The 15,782-nt window shown below is 62.4% G+C and carries 22 protein-coding genes; 11 read left to right on the top strand and 11 right to left on the bottom strand.

What is annotated here, in order from left to right:
• Positions 1 to 58 precede the first annotated feature (58 nt).
• The 3 genes from JQ597_RS03350 to JQ597_RS03340 all read left to right on the top strand — a co-directional run bounded on the left by JQ597_RS03350 (position 59) and on the right by JQ597_RS03340 (position 1,745).
• Complete coding sequence (locus JQ597_RS03350) at positions 59 to 658, top strand: formyltransferase family protein (RefSeq protein ID WP_212262816.1); 600 nt, start codon at positions 59 to 61, stop codon at positions 656 to 658.
• Between the two features lie 228 nt (positions 659 to 886).
• Positions 887 to 1,243, top strand: coding sequence for a hypothetical protein (locus JQ597_RS03345; protein ID WP_212037380.1), 357 nt, complete (start codon positions 887 to 889; stop codon positions 1,241 to 1,243).
• Complete coding sequence (locus JQ597_RS03340) at positions 1,188 to 1,745, top strand: hypothetical protein (RefSeq protein ID WP_409363326.1); 558 nt, start codon at positions 1,188 to 1,190, stop codon at positions 1,743 to 1,745. Before JQ597_RS03345 ends, JQ597_RS03340 begins: the two co-directional genes overlap by 56 nt.
• Positions 1,746 to 1,833: 88 nt before the next feature.
• On the opposite strand, the gene JQ597_RS03335 is transcribed toward JQ597_RS03340, so the two are convergent.
• Together JQ597_RS03335 and JQ597_RS03330 are read right to left on the bottom strand one after the other, a co-directional pair.
• Positions 1,834 to 2,052: a hypothetical protein gene (locus tag JQ597_RS03335; RefSeq protein WP_212262814.1), complete on the bottom strand. Its 219-nt coding sequence runs from the start codon at positions 2,050 to 2,052 to the stop codon at positions 1,834 to 1,836.
• A 43-nt stretch (positions 2,053 to 2,095) separates the two neighbouring features.
• Positions 2,096 to 2,494 carry a RidA family protein gene (locus tag JQ597_RS03330; protein WP_212262813.1) on the bottom strand — a complete coding sequence of 133 codons (399 nt, stop codon included), beginning with the start codon at positions 2,492 to 2,494 and terminating at the stop codon, positions 2,096 to 2,098.
• A 171-nt stretch (positions 2,495 to 2,665) separates the two neighbouring features.
• On the opposite strand from JQ597_RS03330, the gene JQ597_RS03325 reads away from it, so the two are divergent.
• Together JQ597_RS03325 and JQ597_RS03320 are read left to right on the top strand one after the other, a co-directional pair.
• Positions 2,666 to 3,544, top strand: coding sequence for a DMT family transporter (locus JQ597_RS03325; protein WP_212262812.1), 879 nt, complete (start codon positions 2,666 to 2,668; stop codon positions 3,542 to 3,544).
• Positions 3,545 to 3,742: 198 nt separating this feature from the next.
• Positions 3,743 to 5,149, top strand: coding sequence for a caspase family protein (locus tag JQ597_RS03320; RefSeq protein WP_212262811.1), 1,407 nt, complete (start codon positions 3,743 to 3,745; stop codon positions 5,147 to 5,149).
• 71 nt (positions 5,150 to 5,220) lie between these two features.
• Here the strand turns inward: JQ597_RS03320 and JQ597_RS03315 are convergent, their stop codons facing one another.
• The 3 genes from JQ597_RS03315 to cysK are packed head-to-tail and all read right to left on the bottom strand — an operon-like array spanning position 5,221 to position 6,825.
• On the bottom strand, positions 5,221 to 5,583 hold the full coding sequence (locus JQ597_RS03315; protein WP_249147206.1) for a hypothetical protein: 363 nt from the start codon (positions 5,581 to 5,583) through the stop codon (positions 5,221 to 5,223).
• 22 nt (positions 5,584 to 5,605) lie between these two features.
• Positions 5,606 to 5,845, bottom strand: coding sequence for a BrnA antitoxin family protein (locus tag JQ597_RS03310; RefSeq protein ID WP_192736086.1), 240 nt, complete (start codon positions 5,843 to 5,845; stop codon positions 5,606 to 5,608).
• Positions 5,846 to 5,847: 2 nt separating this feature from the next.
• Complete coding sequence (gene cysK, locus JQ597_RS03305; protein ID WP_192736087.1) at positions 5,848 to 6,825, bottom strand: cysteine synthase A; 978 nt, start codon at positions 6,823 to 6,825, stop codon at positions 5,848 to 5,850.
• A gap of 231 nt (positions 6,826 to 7,056) precedes the next feature.
• Between cysK and JQ597_RS03300 the strand changes: the two genes are divergently transcribed.
• Positions 7,057 to 7,269: a hypothetical protein gene (locus tag JQ597_RS03300; RefSeq protein ID WP_192736088.1), complete on the top strand. Its 213-nt coding sequence runs from the start codon at positions 7,057 to 7,059 to the stop codon at positions 7,267 to 7,269.
• Positions 7,270 to 7,274: 5 nt separating this feature from the next.
• Here JQ597_RS03300 and tgt read toward each other — a convergent pair whose 3' ends face one another.
• Entirely contained in the window at positions 7,275 to 8,408 is a 1,134-nt protein-coding gene (gene tgt, locus JQ597_RS03295; protein ID WP_212262810.1) for a tRNA guanosine(34) transglycosylase Tgt, read from the bottom strand.
• 276 nt (positions 8,409 to 8,684) lie between these two features.
• On the opposite strand from tgt, the gene JQ597_RS03290 reads away from it, so the two are divergent.
• The 4 genes from JQ597_RS03290 (at position 8,685) to JQ597_RS03275 (ending at position 11,595) form a co-directional block, all read left to right on the top strand.
• Complete coding sequence (locus JQ597_RS03290) at positions 8,685 to 9,710, top strand: aspartate-semialdehyde dehydrogenase (protein WP_212262809.1); 1,026 nt, start codon at positions 8,685 to 8,687, stop codon at positions 9,708 to 9,710.
• A gap of 104 nt (positions 9,711 to 9,814) precedes the next feature.
• Complete coding sequence (locus JQ597_RS03285) at positions 9,815 to 10,456, top strand: glutathione S-transferase family protein (protein WP_212262808.1); 642 nt, start codon at positions 9,815 to 9,817, stop codon at positions 10,454 to 10,456.
• A gap of 146 nt (positions 10,457 to 10,602) precedes the next feature.
• Entirely contained in the window at positions 10,603 to 10,764 is a 162-nt protein-coding gene (locus JQ597_RS03280) for a flagellar basal body-associated FliL family protein (protein ID WP_212262807.1), read from the top strand.
• A gap of 240 nt (positions 10,765 to 11,004) precedes the next feature.
• Positions 11,005 to 11,595, top strand: a complete 591-nt coding sequence (locus JQ597_RS03275) for a DedA family protein (RefSeq protein WP_212262806.1) — start codon at positions 11,005 to 11,007, stop codon at positions 11,593 to 11,595.
• 12 nt (positions 11,596 to 11,607) lie between these two features.
• On the opposite strand, the gene queA is transcribed toward JQ597_RS03275, so the two are convergent.
• The 5 genes from queA to coaD all read right to left on the bottom strand — a co-directional run bounded on the left by queA (position 11,608) and on the right by coaD (position 14,826).
• A complete protein-coding gene (gene queA, locus JQ597_RS03270) occupies positions 11,608 to 12,684 on the bottom strand; it encodes a tRNA preQ1(34) S-adenosylmethionine ribosyltransferase-isomerase QueA (RefSeq protein ID WP_212262805.1) in 1,077 nt (358 codons plus the stop codon).
• Between the two features lie 144 nt (positions 12,685 to 12,828).
• Positions 12,829 to 13,293, bottom strand: coding sequence for a peptidylprolyl isomerase (locus JQ597_RS03265; RefSeq protein ID WP_212262804.1), 465 nt, complete (start codon positions 13,291 to 13,293; stop codon positions 12,829 to 12,831).
• Complete coding sequence (locus JQ597_RS03260; RefSeq protein ID WP_212262803.1) at positions 13,269 to 13,709, bottom strand: UCP034077 family protein; 441 nt, start codon at positions 13,707 to 13,709, stop codon at positions 13,269 to 13,271. The genes JQ597_RS03265 and JQ597_RS03260 overlap by 25 nt, the downstream gene beginning before the upstream one ends.
• 3 nt (positions 13,710 to 13,712) lie before the next feature.
• A complete protein-coding gene (locus JQ597_RS03255; protein WP_212262802.1) occupies positions 13,713 to 14,276 on the bottom strand; it encodes a peptidylprolyl isomerase in 564 nt (187 codons plus the stop codon).
• Positions 14,277 to 14,325: 49 nt separating this feature from the next.
• A complete protein-coding gene (gene coaD, locus JQ597_RS03250) occupies positions 14,326 to 14,826 on the bottom strand; it encodes a pantetheine-phosphate adenylyltransferase (protein WP_212262801.1) in 501 nt (166 codons plus the stop codon).
• A 355-nt stretch (positions 14,827 to 15,181) separates the two neighbouring features.
• On the opposite strand from coaD, the gene JQ597_RS03245 reads away from it, so the two are divergent.
• Positions 15,182 to 15,439 (top strand): hypothetical protein, encoded by a 258-nt coding sequence (locus JQ597_RS03245; RefSeq protein WP_212262800.1) that lies wholly within the window; start codon positions 15,182 to 15,184, stop codon positions 15,437 to 15,439.
• Positions 15,440 to 15,782: the final 343 nt, after the last annotated feature.

The following is a 15,782-nucleotide window of genomic DNA, read 5'->3' as shown; positions in this document are numbered from 1 at the left end:
GTCTGACGGCTTTGGTGTGCTATCCGCATATCGGCCTGACTAACGACGGACGGAACATATGCGGATCACCCTCGTCGGCTCCCGCCATTTCGGCGTGACGACCTTCACCATGCTGCGCGAACACGGCGTCGAAATCGCGAGGATAGTCGTCCACGATAACGAAGACCGGCTGGCGGCCGCAGCGAGGGCCGCTGGCGTCGAGGTCGTCGTGCAGGCCGACGCCAGATTCGTCGCCGCGGCGGAAATCGCCCCCGACAGCGACCTGATCGTGACCGCCCACAGCCACGCCCGCATCACCCGCGAGGCGCTGGCCGTCGCCAAGCTCGGCGGTATCGGCTATCACCCCTCGCTGCTGCCCCGGCACCGCGGCATCGCCGCGGTCGAATGGACCATCAAGGAAGGCGATCCGATCGCCGGCGGCACCATCTATCACCTCGCCGACCGGATGGACGCCGGCGCGATCGCGGCGCAGGAGTGGGTTTTCGTCAAGAAAGGCGAGACCGCACGCGAGCTCTGGGAGCGCGCGCTCGCTCCCCTCGGCCAAAAGCTGCTCGGCGAAGTCATCGATTACGCCAGGATCCACAAGACCCTGCCCGCCCGGCCCCAGGACGAGCAATTTGCCACCCTCGCGCCAAAGCTTTCCGACGCCAAGCACTGACCGAACGGGGAAAACCCATCCGTTTCAGCCAGTTAAGCATCACGGACCCGAATCATGACCCGAATCGAAGCCCATTTCGCGCATTTATTCGTTCCGAGGCCGGAACGGGATTCACCTTGATGTGTTTGAATTGTTAGGAACTTTCTCCGTTATTGCGGCGCAACAAAGTTTGAACACATTGTGACCGGATAACGCGCTCATCACACACACCTTTCGGGGATTTGATCCATGCGTTCCAACCGCATCAGCAAGCTGTTTTTGACTTCGTTTCTTGCCACCGCTGCCTTCGCGGCCGCTCCCGCCGCCGCCCAGCAGCCCTATGACGGGCTTTGGCAGGTTACCGTCGTCACCAAAACCGGCAGTTGCGATGCGCGCACCGCCTCAACCGTCACTGTCAGCGACGGCAAGGTAACGGGCTCCGGCGCTCCGGTTTCCGGCACCGTCAGTTCCGGGGGACTTGTGCGAGTCTCGATCAATGGTGCATATGCGAACGGTCAACTCAGTGGCAACTCCGGATCGGGGAAATGGAATGGGGCATCAGCTGGTGTACCGTGTAGCGGTCGATGGGAAGCGTCCCGTCAGTAAGACAAGCCGAACATCAGAATTCTTCGCCTATCCGCGGCGGCTGACAATTGCAGCCGTCGCGTTTTTCATGACTTCGCTTGCAGTACCAGCAAGTTACGCCCAGTCCTCCGGGCCTTACGCCGGCATGGCTGGCAAGTGGGCGGGCGGCGGCACCGTCACGCTGGACGACGGATCCAACGAACGCATCCGTTGCCGCGCGGTCTATGACGTTGCGGGCGTCAAGATGGACATGAGCCTCACCTGCGCGAGCGACGCCTATAGGTTCAATCTGACGGCCAACGTGGTCGACCAGGGCGGCGCGATTGTCGGGCAGTGGAGCGAAACCAGCCGCGGCATTACCGGCAGCCTGCAGGGCCGCGGCGGCGGCGGCAACTTCCAGGTCACGGCCGTCACCGTCGGTTTCAACGCCAACATCGCGCTCAAGACAGCCGGCAACAAGCAGTCCGTCAGCATCCGGGCCGACAGCCAGTTCCGCGCCGCCAACATTTCGCTTTCGAAGTAAAGCCGCAGCGGTCCGCCCGTCCTGTCGCAAATACCAAATCGCCCGCTGAAGAGCGGGCGATTTTCGTTAGGAGCGGTATTTGCGGTTACTAGCCGGTTTTGGGCTTCTCCAGCCTCGCAGCAGTCTCCTTGATGGTCTTTGCGATCAGCAGGGCCTGTTCCTTGTTGAAGGCAAAATCCTGCACCCCGTTATGGGTCGTAAGCGACAGCACCATGATGTCGGGTTGGGCTTCAGGCCAGCCGGTTGCGAAGGCCGTCACGAAACTCGCTGAAGTCGATCGGGCTTCTGAAGTCGAGCGGTTGGTCATGGTCTATGTTTCCTGTGTTGTTCGAGCGCGCCTTAAGTCCGATTCAAGACTTGGGCACGTAAGCGGTGACTTCGAGTTCGACCTTGGCCCTGACATCGACCAGTCCGTCGATGTAGAGCAGCGTCGATGGCGGGAAGTTGCGACCAAGCGTTTCCTTCCAGGCCGCACCGATCCCGGCGCCCGCCGCCTCATATTCGCTGCGGCTGGTCAGATACCAGGTCAGGCGAACGATGTGTTCGGGACCAGCCCCTGCCTCGCCAAGCAGTTTGATGATCCGCTTCAGCGCCGTGCCGACCTGGGCGGCCATGTCGGGCTGATAGTCGCCCTTCTCGTCGCCGCCGGTCTGGCCGGCCAGCACGATCCATTTGCCGGGACCATCGACCTCGACACCATGTGAAAAGCCGCGGGGTTTCGACCATTCGGCCGGTTGTAGGATACGCATGGATAAGTCCTCCTGAGACGGGCCGATCCTTAGCACCGATCCCGCACTGCCTCCCACAGCGAAATTGGCGCCCGCGCATCGCTGCGTCCGCAGATTTGCACGTTGCAAATCGCCGAGCGCTCGCCGATACCCGCCTGCCCCTCTAAGTCAGCCCAACTCAGCCGCTAGCGCATGGACCGCACACCTTCCAAATCACTGGCTGCACTGTGGATGTCGGGCTGGCTCGCCTTGATGCTGATCGTGGTGGTCGCCGGCCGCGAAGGCATGCGCGAGCTGAACGTGTTCCAGCTGATGGAGATGCGCACGATCATCGGCTTCTTCCTGCTGTATCCGATGATCCGCGCCAATGGCGGATTTGCCATCCTGAAAACCGCGCGGCTGCACATGCACATCTCGCGCAACCTCATTCACTACGGCGCGCAGCTCGGCTGGTTTTTCGCGCTGACGCTGATTCCGATCGGTCAGGTGGTGGCGATCGAATTCACGATGCCGATCTGGACCGCGATCCTGGCCGCGATGTTTCTCGGCGAGCGGATGACGGTCTGGAAGGTCGCGGCCATCGTGCTCGGCATCGTCGGCGTCATTGTCATCGTTCGCCCGGCGACCGGCGAGGTCAATCCCGGACAATTGATTGCGCTGGCGGCCGCGGTCGGCTTCGGCATCTCGATCGCGATGGTCAAATCGCTGACCCGGACCGAACATTCGGTCGCGATCATTTTCTGGATGTTGGCGATACAATCTGTGGCCGGGTTTTTTCCCGCGCTCTACGTCTGGACGTGGCCGCCGGCTAACGCCTGGGGCTGGGTCGTCGTGATCGCTTTCTGCGGCACGTTCTCCCACTACTGCATGGCACGCGCGTTACTGCATGCCGATGCGACGGTGGTGATCCCGATGGATTTCCTGCGGGTTCCCTTAACCGCCACCGCGGGCTGGCTGATCTATGCGGAGCGGCTCGACCTGTTCACCGTGCTCGGCGCCATCCTGATCCTGGCCGGCAATCTGCTGAACTTGCGCGCGACCAATCCGGTTCCCGCGCGGGCAGCAACCTGAATTCGGATTTTACCCACCAAATTGTGATCTGGATCGCACGAGGTCTCGGGTAGATTCAATAGCTTAACGGCGAATCGCACGGCTTCAGCGACTTGGGCAAGCTCCCCATTTTTCTGGCGCGGTGTGATTTTTTTCGTGTAACCTGCGGCCAATGTTGCCGCCGAAATCTTTTTCGATTCTGCCAGGGGGATTTTTCTGATGCGCTTCCCAACCCTCGTCCTTTCCCTGATCTGCATGGTCTTCACCGCCGGCGCCGCCAGCGCCGAAAGGCGGGTCGCCTTCGTGGTCGGGAACGGCACCTACAAGAACGTCGCCGCGTTGCCCAATCCGTCGATCGACGCGAAGGCGATGGCAGCCGCCTTGCGCAACGTCGGTTTTGAAGTGGTGGAAGGCTCCAACCTGACCCGCGACAAGATGACGGAAAAGCTGCTCGATTTCGGCAAGAAGGCGCAGGGCGCCGACGTGGCAGTGTTCTTCTACGCCGGCCACGGCATCGCCATCGGCGGCACGAATTATCTGCTGCCGATCGACGCCGACATCAAATCGGAAATGGACGTCAAGCTCGGCGCAGCCATCAATATCGACCTCACGCTCGACCAGACCATGAGCGACGCCAAGGTCAAGCTGGTGCTGCTCGATGCCTGCCGCGACAATCCGTTCGCCGCCAAGATCAAGTCCAACGCGCCGTCCACCCGCAGCGTGTCGGTGCAGACTGGCCTTGCCGAAATGAAATCCGGCGAAGGCACGCTGATCGCGTTTGCGACCGGCCCCGGCCAGACCGCGCTTGACGGCAAGGAAGGCGGCAACAGCCCGTTCACCCGCGCGCTGCTCGCCAACCTCACCCAGCCCGGCGTCGAGCTTCAGCAGGCGATGACCAAGGTCCGCGCGCAGGTCCAGGAGGAAACCAACAAGGGTCAATTGCCCTGGGGCAACACCAATCTGACCGGTGCGGTTTACCTCAACGGTGCGCCCGCGCCTGCCGCGCCCGGAACCACGCCGGCGGTGGTCGCCGCCGCACCGGGCAGCGACGTCGAACTCGAGTTCTGGCGCTCGATCAAGGACTCCAACAAGGCGGAAGAGCTCAACGCCTACGTGTCGAGCTATCCCAACGGTCAGTTCAAATCGCTGGCGCTGGCACGGATTGCTTCCCTGGAGAGCAAACCGGACAACGCCACGCGCAACCTGACCACCGGCATCGATCCGGCGACGTTCAAGGACGAAGCGAACCAGACCACCGAGGATCAGATTGGCCTCGACAAGGGCCAGCGCCGCGACGTCCAGCGCCGCCTGAACGGTCTCGGCTTCGACACCAAAATGTCCGGCACCTTCGATGCACCGACCCGGGCCGTGATCACGCGCTGGCAGGCCGCCCGCGGCTACCCCAAGAGCGGCTACCTCAACAGGCTGCAGCACAAGGCCCTGTTGACCGAGATCGTGGCGGCGGCGCCGACCGCAAGCTCCAGCGACGAGGAAAAGCCGCGCCGCCGCGCCAATAGTGGCGGTGGTCAACCGCAGCCGCAGCGTCAACACAGCGGTGGCGGCGGCCCCGATCCGGCGGGTGCCGGCCGTTTCATCGGCGGCGTCATGGGCGGCATGCTGCGCTAGGGAATAGCGTTTTCGAGCGAAAGCCCTACGCACAATCGACAGCAAAAAGCCCAGGATCATCCCGGGCTTTTTCATTCGGAACTGGGGTTGGACAGCCCCAAGCAGTCCGCGTTGCCTCCGGTCAGTTTGACGAATTTGTCGCCGCCCGACGTCAGCCGGCACATCTCCACTTCCTTGCCCGAGGGCACCGACTTGGCACAGGTGATCTGCGGATTGTTGTCGTATTTGGTGGTCGAGAATCTACACGTGACGATGCAGGAAGCGTCGCTGGCGAGCGGGTTCGTCATCGCGATGCTGGCGATCTCGTCGCCCGGCAGGATCGTGCAGGTGAACGGCGCCTGATCCGCCCTCGCCGGATCGGCGAGGCAGCCGCCGATCGCCACTCCGAAGCAGCTCAGGACAGCCAGCCGGAAGCGGGCGAGGACAGGACGCATTCGCGCGTATCTGTTTCGAGGGCTATTTGCCGGCGGCCTTGCGCAACGCCGCGTTGATCCGGTCCTGCCAGCCGGCGCCGCCTTCCTGGAAATATTCGAGCACATCCTGGTCGATGCGCAGCGACACCAGTTCCTTCACGCCGGGAAGCGCCGTCGGCTTCGGTGGCGCCTCCACCACCTTGGTGGTGGTGCGCTTGAACGCCGCCTCGGCCTCGCTGCGGGCGTCGTTCAGGGTCCTCGGCCGTCTCGGCTGGTCCGCCATCGCTAAATTCCTTCAAACAATACGGTCGACAGATAACGTTCGGAGAATGACGGCACAATGGCGAGGATGGTCTTGCCGGCGGCCTCCGGCCGCTTGCCGATCTCAAGCGCGGCGGCGATCGCCGCGCCCGAGGAGATGCCGCCCGGAATGCCTTCGTTGCGGGCCAGCGCGCGCGACATCTCGATCGCGGTCGCCGAGTTGATCTTGACGATCTCGTCGATCACGGAACGATCCAGAATGTCCGGAATGAAGCCGGCGCCGATGCCCTGGATCTTGTGCGGCGTATGCTGTCCGCCCGACAGCACCGGGCTTTCCTCGGGCTCGACGGCGATCACCCGCAGCGAAGGCTTGCGCGGCTTCAGCACCTGGCCGACGCCGGTGATGGTGCCGCCGGTGCCGACGCCAGCGACAAAGAAATCGATATTGCCGCCGGTGTCGTTCCAGATTTCCTCCGCGGTGGTGCGGCGGTGAATTTCGGGATTGGCGAGGTTCTTGAACTGCTGTGGCATCACGGCGTTCGGCGTCGTGCGCACCAGCTCTTCGGCGGTCGCGATCGAGCCTTTCATGCCCTGCGCCGCCGGCGTCAGCACGATCTCGGCGCCGAGGAAGGCCAGCATCTTGCGCCGCTCGATCGACATCGATTCCGGCATTACGAGTTTCAACCGGTAGCCGCGTGAGGCCGCGACGAAGGCCAGCGCAATGCCGGTATTGCCCGAGGTCGGCTCGATCAGCACGGTGTCGGCGTTGATCACGCCGGCCTTCTCCATCGCGATCACCATCGCCGCGCCGATGCGGTCTTTGACGCTTGCCGCCGGGTTGAAATATTCAAGTTTAGCTAAAATGGTAGCGCTGACACCGTGGGCTTGCGGCAGTTTGCGCAAGCGGACGATCGGCGTGTCGCCGACGGCATCGACGATGCTGTCGAACACCCTGCCCCGTCCGGGACGGTGCACTGCACCCGTGGCTGACGATGCCTCCATCACAACGCTCCTATAGTGATAATATGCCCGGAATTCGGGGCTCTCTTACTTAGGAGGTGGCCGAGCTGATGCGCAAGTCCGAAACGTCAGAGTCAAAATTCGCTGCATCGCAAAATCGAAAGTTCGCCGATAACGTCGTTCCAACGCATTTGTGTTGCGACAACGTCAAATAAATCGGTTTATACTTTCGTCGTGAGTTGAGCTTCCGCTTCAGATCGCAAGGAGGTCACGATGCCAGCAGTTGCTGAAGTCCTGTCCGTCGCATCTAGGCCCGACCCGCGTGGCTGTGATCTACCGACCTGCCCGGTATGTGCGGACTCCATGGTGGCCGCGGAAGCTTCCGCCTACATGTATGACAACGTCATCGGTTATCTCTGGACCTGCGATACCTGCGGTTACGGCTTCGTGACCAAGCATTCGATCCGGAGGTTCGCCTGTAACTGAGTCCTTTACCTCGGAGCAATGTCACCGCGCGCCCATTCGGCGCGCGTTTGTTTTTTGAACGCTTCAAAGCTGCCGTTGCCGATGGCGTCCCGCATGCCCTGCATCAGACTCTGATAGTACGCGATATTGATTTCCGACAGCAGCATCGCGCCCAGCGTCTCTCCTGATCGCACCAGATGATGCAGGTAGGCGCGCGAGTATTCGCGCGTCGCCGGCCACGTGCTCTCCTCGTCCAGCGGCCTCGGATCGTCGGCGTGACGGGCATTGCGCAGATTGATCTGGCCGAAGCGGGTAAATGCCATGCCATGGCGTCCGTTGCGGGTCGGCATCACGCAGTCGAACATGTCGATGCCGCGCGCCACCGCCTCCAGCAGATCTTCAGGCGTGCCGACGCCCATCAGATAGCGCGGACGATCCTGCGGCAGCCGGGGCGCGGTCTCCTCGATCATGGCGAGCATCACCGCCTGGGGTTCGCCGACCGCAAGGCCGCCGATCGCATAACCGTGGAACCCGATCTCGACCAGCCCGCGCGCGCTCACATGGCGCAGTTCGGGCACGTCGCCGCCCTGCACGATGCCGAACAGCATGTAGCCGGGAGGCGCACTCTCGAAGGCGCGTTTTGAGCGCTCGGCCCAGCGCAACGAGAGCTGCATCGCACGTTCGATGTCGGCGCGTTCGGCCGGTAGCCGCACGCATTCGTCCATCTGCATGGCGATATCCGAGCCGAGCAGCCGCTGCACCTCGATCGATCGTTCCGGCGACAGCTCGACCTTGGCGCCGTCGATATGCGAGCGAAAGGTCACGGCGTGCTCTGTCACCTTGCGCAGCTCTGAAAGTGACATCACCTGGAAGCCGCCGGAATCGGTCAGCATCGGCCCCTGCCAGCCCGTGAATTTCTGCAAGCCGCCAAGGGCGGCGATCCGCTCGGCCCCCGGCCGCAGCATCAGATGATAGGTATTGCCGAGCACGATATCGGCGCCGGCATCGCGCACCTCGCGCCAGTGCATGCCCTTCATCGCGCCCGCGGTGCCGACCGGCATGAAGGCCGGCGTCCGCACCACGCCGTGTGGGGTGGAGAGCCGGCCGAGCCGGGCCTGGCCGCAGGTGGTGAGCAGCTCGAAATGATTGGGAACGTCCATGGGTGAGCTTATGGCGTAACAGATGCGCCCTGTTCAACAGGCCATTCAGCCTCTTTTTCCCTCCAAAACCCGTTGACGGCGGCACAAGTCTCCCGCATAAGTCCGCCCCATGAACGCGACCACCAAACGTACCGCGAAAACCAAAGCACCCTTGGGGGGCTCGGGAGCCGTGCGCGCGTAGTCGAACGATCGCATCATCTGAACCGAAGCCCCGCCTGAAAAGGACCGGGGCTTTTTTTATTGCCTGCAGCCTACTCAAACCAAAGGAAGACGAACGTGAGCAACGATCCAGTAGTGGCCATTGTCGGCGTGACCGGCGCCGTCGGGGCCGAATTCATCGCCACCATGGACAAGCGCAATTTCCGCGTCGGCAAGCTGAAGGCGCTGGCGAGCGCACGCTCGGCCGGCCAGACCGTCAACTTCCGCGGCGAGCAGGTTGTGATCGAAGAGCTCACCCCGCACTCCTTCCACGGCGTCGACATCGCCCTGTTCTCGGCCGGCGGCAGCATTTCGAAGAAGTATGCGCCGATCGCGGTGAAGTCGGGCGCCGTCGTGGTCGACAATTCGTCCGCCTTCCGGATGGACCCGGACGTGCCGCTGGTCATTCCCGAGATCAACGCGGGCCGCATCCGCGACCACAAGGGCATCATCGCCAATCCGAATTGCTCGGCGATCACGGCGCTAGTGCCGCTGTGGCCGATCCACAGGCAAAACCGCATCAAGCGCATGATCATCTCGACCTATCAGGCCGCCAGCGGCGCCGGTGCGGCGGCGATGGAGGAACTCAGGGAATCGACCCGCGCCAACCTCGAGGGGCGGCCGTTTACGCCCAAGGTGATCCCGCTTCCCTACGCCTTCAACGTGTTCAGCCACAACACCGCGATTGATCCGGCGACGGGCTATAACGACGAAGAGACCAAGGTCATCAAGGAGACGCGGAAGATTTTCGAGGACGAGAAGATCGCGATCGGCGTCACCTGCGTGCGGGTGCCGGTGCTGCGCGCGCATTGCGAGGCCATCACCTTCGAATGCGAGCGCCCGATCTCGGAAGACGAGGTGCGCGCGATCCTGTCGAAGGCGCCGGGTGTCAGAATCGTCGATGATCGGGCGAAGAATTACTTCCCGATGCCGATCGACGCTTCAGGCCAGGACGACGTGCTGGTCGGCCGCATCCGCAAGGATCTCAGCGATCCCACAGGCCATTCGATCGCGATGTTCGTCTCGGCAGACCAGCTGTTGAAGGGCGCCGCCCTGAACGCCGTCCAGATTGCGGAGCTGCTGCCACAACGCGCGATGGCGTGAGGTGAACGCGTGGAGTAGGTTAGACGTCGCTAACCAACTCCACGCTTCGCGCATCATTTTCATGCGACGAAGCATGCTCGCTTTTGCTCGCGAGGAGATCGCTGATGATACGGCTTTACTACTATCCCGGATTCATCAGCCTCTTTTCGCATATATTGCTCGAAGAAATTGGCGCTCCCTATCAGCTCATTTTTGTCAATCTGAGCGGCGGCGCGCACAAGGGACCCGATCATCTCCGACTGAATCCAAACGGTCTAGTCCCGGTCCTCGTGCAGGATGACCTGGTCTTGTACGAATCCGCAGCCATCTGCCTGCATTTGGTCGATACCTATCCGGGTTGTGAGCTGGCTCCGGCTATAGGGACTGGCGAACGCGCGCACTTTTATAAGTGGCTGATGTGGTCCTCGAGTACGTTACAGCCTGCATTATCGATGTATCTGCATCCCCATAAATGGGCCAACGATCCAGCAATGTTTCCCGAGTTGCGAGCGTGTGCTGAACAGAAGGTGTATGGCTTGTTCGATATGCTCGACGGTGCGCTCGAATCTCACGGTGGCCCGTGGTTGTTGGGTGATACTTACTCGGCAGTTGACGCTTGTGCGCTTACCCTGTGTCGATGGTCACGTGGAATGCCGCGTCCGGGAGCAAGCTGGCCCCATGTCGGTCCGTACATGAATCGCATTCTGGCAAGACCTGCGGTTCAACGCGCGCTGCAACAGGAGCATTTGCAAGAACCCTGGATTTGACCGATCGCGTGCCGTCGAGCCGAAGCGCCCTTTGCGTCGCCGGAAATGAGAAATTCCTGACATCGATGAGGGGCGCGCAGCGCCTGCTGGCTTCACGGCGAATCGTTGGTTAAGTTCGCGATCGCTACCGAACTTGAAGGCTGACGATGCCGAAGCGAAGCTGGGTCTATCTCCTCGCGCTGGTCTTGATCTGCGCCATAGCCGGATCGTGGTACTATTATTACAAGAGCAAGTGCCACGGCATGGATGAATGCGCCGCTCAAGCCGCCGAAGGTCGGGAGCGGGACAAGCCGAGCGAGCCGCGTTGATCGACATATGAAAGACCGACAGACCGCCGTTGTAGCGCGTTTCCTGCGCCCCTAGGCACGCGACAGCGTACATGTGTTGGTGGGTTCGCTGCGTTCTGGCCACCCTGCGCCCTGCGCGAATATGCCCATAAACCCAGCCTGCCTTTTGCTTTCAAATGCTCCCGCAGCGTAGTAGCGTTTGGGCTGGTCCCCCGGCGACAGGACGTGTCACCGGGGGATAGTCGTCAAAGCGGGGCTGATTTGCTGTTTCCGACCGATCTCGCGTCGTTTCTCGATCTCATCCGCCAGCACGGCGATGCGGCCTACAGTCTCTTGTTCGCCTATGCGGCCTCGCACAGCCTGCTGCTAACGCTGTTCGCAGGCTACGCCGCGCATGCAGGCGCGCTGAATTTCGGCACGCTGATCATGGTTTGCTGGCTCGGCACCTTCACCGGTGACGTGATCCGGTTCTGGATCGGGCGGCGTTATGGCACACGCTGGCTCGTATCGTTTCCGAGGCTGGAACGTGCCGTCCAGATCGCAGCCCGGCTGGCCGACCGTCACTATGCCTGGATGATCCTGTTTCATCGTTTTCCGCACGGCATTCGTGGCGTCGCCGGCTTTGCGTATGGAATATCGCGACTGCCCTGGTCCACTTTCCTGGCGTTCAATTTCGTCGCGGCGGGCCTGTGGTCCTGCACGGTCGTCTCGGCCGGCTACGCTTTTGGTCAGGTCTCGGAGAAAATGATGAGCGATGCTTCCTCCGGCGTGGCCTTCGCGCTGCTGGTCGTGTTCCTCGGCCTGTCCTGGTTCTTGAGCAAGAAGCTCGAGCGCGCCGTCGAACGAAGCTAAAGCGTCGATCACTCACTCCCGCGCGCGAAACAACAGGCAGGCGTCGCCATAGGAATAGAAGCGATAGCCGCTGGCGATCGCGTGCGCATAGGCCTGCTTCATCGTCTCCAAGCCGCTGAACGCCGACACCAGCATGAACAGCGTCGAGCGTGGCAAATGGAAGTTGGTCAGCAAAATATCGACCGCGCGAAAGCGATAGCCCGGCGTGATGAAGATCGCGGTCTCCGCGCCAAACAGCTGGATGGTGCCGTCCTCGGCGGCCGCGCTTTCGAGCAGCCGCAACGATGTGGTCCCGACCGCGACGATGCGGCCACCTTTGGCACGGGCCGTGTTCAAGGCGGCGGCGGTCTCGGCCGAGATCGAGCCCCATTCGGCATGCATCCGGTGTTCTGACGTTTCCTCGACCTTGACCGGCAGGAAGGTCCCTGCCCCGACATGCAAAGTCAGCCGGTGCAGTCCGACGCCGCGGTAGCGCAACGCCGCCTCCAGCGCCGGTGTGAAATGCAGCCCCGCGGTGGGTGCCGCGACCGCCCCCTCATTGGCCGCGAACATGGTCTGGTAATCGGCGGCATCGCGATCGTCAGGCGTGCGCTTGGAGGCGATGTAGGGCGGCAATGGCGGCGTGCCGAGGTCGGCGATGGCCTGGTCGAGCGTTGGTCCATGAAACGAGAACGACAGCGTGATCTCGCCCTCCTCGCCCTTGGCCTCGACCTCGGCATCGAGATGACCGAGCAGGCAGACCTTGCCTTCATTGCCGAAGCGCACCACGTCGCCGGGCGCCAGCTTCTTGGCCGGCTTGACCAGCGCCCGCCAGCGCGAGCCGTCGAGCCGCTTGATCAGTGTTGCCTCGATCTTCGGTTCGGTCTCGCGGCCGATGCGGCGTCCCTTGAGCTGGGCTGAAATCACCTTGGTATCGTTCACGACGAGCTGGTCGCCAGGCTGCAGCCATTGCGGCAGCTCGGCGACGCTGCGATCCTGCAACGCGCCACCCGGCTGCACCACCAGCATCCGCGCAGAGTCACGCGGGCTCGCGGGCCGCAACGCGATGCAGGCGGGGGGCAGTTCAAAGTCAAAGAGATCGGTGCGCATGGCGCAATGCGCTCCAGCGTTGCCTCTCAGCGTCATTCCGGAGGCCGCGTGAAACGCGGCAATCCGGAATCTCGAGATTCCGCAATGCGCAATTGCGCATTGGGGCTCGCATCTTCGATGCGCCCCGGAATGACGGCGGCGGCGTTACGCCGCGTCTTCAGCCATATGCGCCTTGACGATCTTGTCCGGGTTCTGCACCGGCTCGCCGCGCTTGATCTTGTCGACGTTCTCCATACCGTCCGTGACCTTGCCCCAGACCGTGTACTGGCCGTTGAGGAAGGACGCGTCGTCGAAGCAGATGAAGAACTGGCTGTCGCCGGAGTCCGGGCTCGCCGCGCGCGCCATCGAGGTGGTGCCGCGCACGTGCGGCTCCTTGTTGAATTCGGCCTTCAGCTTCTTGCCGGAGCCGCCGGTGCCGGTGCCCTGCGGGCAACCGGTCTGCGCCATGAAGCCCTCGATCACGCGATGGAACACGATGCCGTCATAAAACCCTTCGCGCACCAGTTCCTTGATGCGGGCGACGTGGCCCGGCGCCAGATCCGGGCGCATCTCGATGGTGACGGGACCCTGCGTGGTCTCAAGGATCAAAGTATTTTCTGTGGCTGCCATGCTCTTCTCTCATCAGGTTTGGGTGGACGTTTACGGGTTCGAAAAGGGACCGCTAAAGGCCGGCCGGCAACGGCACCGCCCAGTCCCTCGGTAAATGGCAACGGCGTACAGCGTTGCAATGTTTCCATCACCGCGATGCGGTATTTGAGCCGGTCGTTATCGCTGGCGTGTTCCGATTCATAGGTAATCCTGGGCTGGCCGAGAATGACGCCCGCGCGGTTGAAGCTGACGACCACGGTGATGTCGATCGGGTTGGCTTGCGACAGCGGCGGCGGCTTCCAGCACGACTGCAGCCGCACAAAGATGTCCTTGAGTGTGTCGAGTTGCAGCGGTTGTGCCGAGGCCTGCACCGTCGATACCAGGTACAACAGCAGCGCGGCAAACCCGAGGAACGGCTTGCTGCGCGACGTCGCCATCGCTCACTTGATATCGGATGCGACTTGCACCTTCACCATCTTGTCAGGGTCAGTGACCTGTCCACCGGACGATCCCGGCGGCGCCTTTTTCAGCTTGTCGACCACATCCATGCCGGACACGACCTCGCCGATCACGGTGTACTGGTTGTTCAGGCTCGAGCCTTCCGCGAACATGATGAAGAACTGCGAGTTCGCGGTATCGACGCTGTCGCCGCGCCGCGCCATGCCGACGATGCCGCGGGTGAACGGCACCTTGGAGAACTCCTGCTTCAGGTTCGGATATTTCGAGCCGCCGGTGCCGTTGAAGTTCTGGCCGTCGCCGGTCTGCGCCATGAAGCCGTCCATCACGCGATGGAACGGCACGTTGTTGTAATAGCCCTCGCGCGCCAGCTGCTTGATGCGCTCGGCATGCTGGGGCGCGAGGTCGGCCCGCAGCTTGATCACGATGCGGCCTTTCGTCGTGTCGATCACGACCGCATTGGCCTTGTCGAGATTGGCCGGCAGCGGCTGGGCGATCGCGGGAGCCGCGCAAAGGAGCGCGGCGACAAAAGCGAGAATGCGGATCATGAAAACTCCGGGATCGAGAGAGTAAGGCTTTGCGAGCGCAGGACGGGCGCTAGCTGGCGAATTTGGCCTTGAGTTTGGCTGCGATCGAGGGCGGCACGAATGCGGAAAAGTCGCCGCCCATGCCCGCGATTTGGCGTACCAGTGTGGCGGTGATCGGGCGGACCGCCGGCGACGCCGGGACGAACACCGTATGCACCTCAGGCGCCATGGCCTGGTTCATGCCGGCAAGCTGCATCTCGTAGTCCAGATCGGTGCCGTCGCGCAGGCCCCGAATCATGATGGTGGCGCCGGCCGCCCGGGCCGCCGCGACCGTCAGATTGTCGTAGGTGGAGGCCTCAAAGGCGCAACCGGCGCTCTTCGCGATGGGCGCGCATACCTCCTCGAGCATTTCCAGGCGTTCTTCGGTCGAAAAAAGCGATGACTTTTTGCCGGGATGGACGGCAACGGCGACGATCAGGCGGTCGCACAGGGTCACAGCGTGCTGGACCACGTCCAGATGGCCGTTGGTGACGGGGTCAAAAGAGCCGGGATAGAGCGCGATACGGGGCATAGAACCCTCCTAACCCGCCCCGGGCGGCCCGGCAAGCGGGCCAGTCTCTTGTTTTGACGCGTTTTCTTCACGCGAACCGGTACCTCCCCGGATCAAGCCCGGGGCTGGCTTCGCTCGAAACCGCTCCGGTTCCCCGCAAACCCGCCTTTTTATTTGGGATCGGCCAATGAACCACTTTTGGGGTCGGCGCGTCTGCTTAAGGAGCCGGCAATGTTTCGTCCCATCGGGGCGACGAAACAAAACTCGGCCCGGACGAAACCATTTTTGGGCTTGGCGAAGACACCCGGAAACGCCGCCTAGGTACACATCCATCCAACGAAACGACGGGCCGAACGGCCCATGACAGGGGACCGTCATGATCAAGGCACTTTCCGCAATCACCTTTGCCGCGCTCATCGCCACCGCACTGACCATTTTGCCCGGCTTTGCCCCCTCGGTTGAAGCCAGCGTGCCGCAGGCGCTTGCCAAGGGTGACCGCCTCGACATCCGCACCGTTGGCAAGGATTGCTCGCAGCAGGCTTGGCCGAATTTCGAGGCTTCCTGCCTCCGCGCTGCCGGTTCCAAGTCGTTGATCCGGGAAGCGCGCCTGGTTACCGCCGACCGCACCCCATAAGGGTCGCTGCCCCCACTAATTAGCCGTCAGTTTGCTCTGATTTGAAGTCCTCGGGATGCCCCCCGAGGACTTCGGCGTTTCAGGAAGCAGTCAGCAACCATTTCCAGAAGGATCATTGCTGCGATCGACGCGCTCGGGCCCTGTCATCCCAGCGGCTCAGCATTTGAGCGAGATCGCCATGCGCCTGTTTGGCGGGAGCCTGGTTGGTATTCGCGGGAAGCGGCCGTCCCTGCTCTACGTAGTTCTTCCATCTGCGGGCGCTCTCACGCCGTTTTCGGGACATACGGTCACGCGTATAATATCCAGCAGCGTAAGCCACCCCGAGCAAAACCAAAATGGCAAG

Source organism: Bradyrhizobium sp. AUGA SZCCT0177 (genome assembly GCF_018130125.1).
Taxonomy (GTDB): Bacteria; Pseudomonadota; Alphaproteobacteria; order Rhizobiales; family Xanthobacteraceae; genus Bradyrhizobium.
Note: the sequence above shows the minus strand (reverse complement) of the source record. Positions and strands in the feature narration are given on the sequence as shown.

Bases quoted from the DNA above. Each gene is read 5' to 3' on its own strand.
- JQ597_RS03350 (WP_212262816.1), top strand. From the start codon at position 59: ATGCGGATCACCCTCGTCGGCTCCCGCCATTTCGGCGTGACGACCTTC.
- JQ597_RS03345 (WP_212037380.1), top strand. From the start codon at position 887: ATGCGTTCCAACCGCATCAGCAAGCTGTTTTTGACTTCGTTTCTTGCC.
- JQ597_RS03340 (WP_409363326.1), top strand. From the start codon at position 1,188: ATGGGGCATCAGCTGGTGTACCGTGTAGCGGTCGATGGGAAGCGTCCC.
- JQ597_RS03335 (WP_212262814.1), bottom strand. From the start codon at position 2,052: ATGACCAACCGCTCGACTTCAGAAGCCCGATCGACTTCAGCGAGTTTC.
- JQ597_RS03330 (WP_212262813.1), bottom strand. From the start codon at position 2,494: ATGCGTATCCTACAACCGGCCGAATGGTCGAAACCCCGCGGCTTTTCA.
- JQ597_RS03325 (WP_212262812.1), top strand. From the start codon at position 2,666: ATGGACCGCACACCTTCCAAATCACTGGCTGCACTGTGGATGTCGGGC.
- JQ597_RS03320 (WP_212262811.1), top strand. From the start codon at position 3,743: ATGCGCTTCCCAACCCTCGTCCTTTCCCTGATCTGCATGGTCTTCACC.
- JQ597_RS03315 (WP_249147206.1), bottom strand. From the start codon at position 5,583: ATGCGTCCTGTCCTCGCCCGCTTCCGGCTGGCTGTCCTGAGCTGCTTC.
- JQ597_RS03310 (WP_192736086.1), bottom strand. From the start codon at position 5,845: ATGGCGGACCAGCCGAGACGGCCGAGGACCCTGAACGACGCCCGCAGC.
- cysK (WP_192736087.1), bottom strand. From the start codon at position 6,825: ATGGAGGCATCGTCAGCCACGGGTGCAGTGCACCGTCCCGGACGGGGC.
- JQ597_RS03300 (WP_192736088.1), top strand. From the start codon at position 7,057: ATGCCAGCAGTTGCTGAAGTCCTGTCCGTCGCATCTAGGCCCGACCCG.
- tgt (WP_212262810.1), bottom strand. From the start codon at position 8,408: ATGGACGTTCCCAATCATTTCGAGCTGCTCACCACCTGCGGCCAGGCC.
- JQ597_RS03285 (WP_212262808.1), top strand. From the start codon at position 9,815: ATGATACGGCTTTACTACTATCCCGGATTCATCAGCCTCTTTTCGCAT.
- JQ597_RS03280 (WP_212262807.1), top strand. From the start codon at position 10,603: ATGCCGAAGCGAAGCTGGGTCTATCTCCTCGCGCTGGTCTTGATCTGC.
- queA (WP_212262805.1), bottom strand. From the start codon at position 12,684: ATGCGCACCGATCTCTTTGACTTTGAACTGCCCCCCGCCTGCATCGCG.
- JQ597_RS03265 (WP_212262804.1), bottom strand. From the start codon at position 13,293: ATGGCAGCCACAGAAAATACTTTGATCCTTGAGACCACGCAGGGTCCC.
- JQ597_RS03260 (WP_212262803.1), bottom strand. From the start codon at position 13,709: ATGGCGACGTCGCGCAGCAAGCCGTTCCTCGGGTTTGCCGCGCTGCTG.
- JQ597_RS03255 (WP_212262802.1), bottom strand. From the start codon at position 14,276: ATGATCCGCATTCTCGCTTTTGTCGCCGCGCTCCTTTGCGCGGCTCCC.
- coaD (WP_212262801.1), bottom strand. From the start codon at position 14,826: ATGCCCCGTATCGCGCTCTATCCCGGCTCTTTTGACCCCGTCACCAAC.
- JQ597_RS03245 (WP_212262800.1), top strand. From the start codon at position 15,182: ATGATCAAGGCACTTTCCGCAATCACCTTTGCCGCGCTCATCGCCACC.